This is a genomic window from Rhodovulum imhoffii (assembly GCF_003046545.1).
GTDB classification, from domain to species: Bacteria; Pseudomonadota; Alphaproteobacteria; order Rhodobacterales; family Rhodobacteraceae; genus Rhodovulum; species Rhodovulum imhoffii.
Genome location: NZ_QAAA01000051.1, coordinates 1 through 1,620 on the forward strand (window position 1 = coordinate 1; position 1,620 = coordinate 1,620).

At 56.2% G+C, this 1,620-nt stretch carries 1 pseudogene; it reads left to right on the forward strand.

The features are described 5' to 3' along the window. Positions 1-125: 125 nt before the first annotated feature. A pseudogene (locus C8N32_RS14745) lies at positions 126-1,374 on the forward strand (IS256 family transposase). Positions 1,375-1,620 lie beyond the last annotated feature (246 nt).

Here is a 1,620-nt window from a genome sequence, read left to right on the forward strand (position 1 = left end):
CGGCATTCATCGCTCGGATTCCAGAGCCCCATCGCCTTCGAGCGAAAGGCCCATGAAGTGAGCTAAACGCTCTCCACAAAACCCGGGCAAGTCCATCAATTCTCGCCGAGAAAGGGATATGCCACATGAGAGAAGATACCATTGCTGCCTTGCCTGATCCATCTGGATTTTCGCCAGATCCGCTTACTGAGCTGATCCGATCTGGAGCGCGTCGATTGATTGAGCAGGCTCTTGAGGCGGAACTGGGCGCTTTGCTTGCTCAGTTTGCCGAGGACAAGACACCGGAAGGACATGCACGGGTCGTTCGACATGGTTACCTGCCTGAGCGCGAGGTCATGACCGGCGTTGGCGCTGTTGGCGTAAAAGTTCCACGCGTCCGAGATCGCGGGGATCAGGCTGAGAAGGTGCGGTTCACGTCCTTGATCCTGCCGCCCTATCTGCGCAAGGCCAAATCCGTTGAGGAGCTTTTGCCGTGGCTCTATTTGAAAGGCATTTCCACGGGTGATTTCCAGGAGGCCCTTGCAGCGCTGCTTGGGCCCAATGCGGCGGGGCTGTCGTCCAGCACCATCTCGCGGCTCAAGGCGAACTGGTGGGAGGATTATGAGCGCTGGCAGAAGCGTGATCTGAGCTCTCGGCGCATCGTTTATGTTTGGGCCGATGGTGTGTATTTCCAGCCCAGAATGGAGGAAAAACAATGCGTTCTGGTTCTGATTGGCGCGGACGAATGGGGCCGCAAAAAAAATCCTGGGCCTGACGGACGGCTATCGCGAAAGCACGCAAAGCTGGCGCGAGCTACGGCTTGATCTCAAACGGCGTGGCCTCAATCACGCCCCTGATCTTGCCGTCGGCGACGGCGCGCTTGGCTTCTGGGCGGCGTTACGTGAAGTGTTCGCAGAGACCGCAGAGCAGAGGTGTTGGTTTCATAAAACCGGCAATGTCCTGAACGCGATGCCGAAATCCGTGCAAATCAAAGCCAAGGGCCATTTGCACGACATCTGGCAGGCGGAAACCAAGGCCGAGGCCAACGCCGCCTTTGATTTTTTCGTTGAAACCTACGGCGTGAAATACGAAAAGGCTGTCGCCAAGCTGGTCAAGGATCGTGACGTGCTGCTGGCGTTCTATGACTTCCCAGCGGAGCATTGGAAACACATCCGAACCACCAATCCCATCGAGAGTACATTCGCAACCGTACGCCATCGAACCGGCAAAACCAAAGGCTGCCTCAGCCGCAAAACCGGGCTCGCCATGGCGTTCAAGCTGATGATGTCAGCGCAGGGCAAATGGCGAAAACTCGACGGGGCAAATCGTATGCCAGAAATAATCCAAGGGATTGCATTCATCGACGGCATCAAGCAAATTCAACCGGCCGCCTGATCACGCAATCACCAACTTTCGGGCATAGCTCTCAGCGCCAGAGCCGGTGAGCCTTTTCAACACCGGAAAACACATGGCTGGCCGGTTGGTTCTAGGTATCCCTGTATTGTCTGCAAAGGTGTGAGCGGTTTGCCTCAATGATGAACTAGCTGTAAGCGGTGTCGCCGCCCCACATTGCCGACGGGATCAGCCATTGCGAGTTGATACGCATCCGAAGAGAAGGAGTGCGTTTCGCAATGTTCGCAA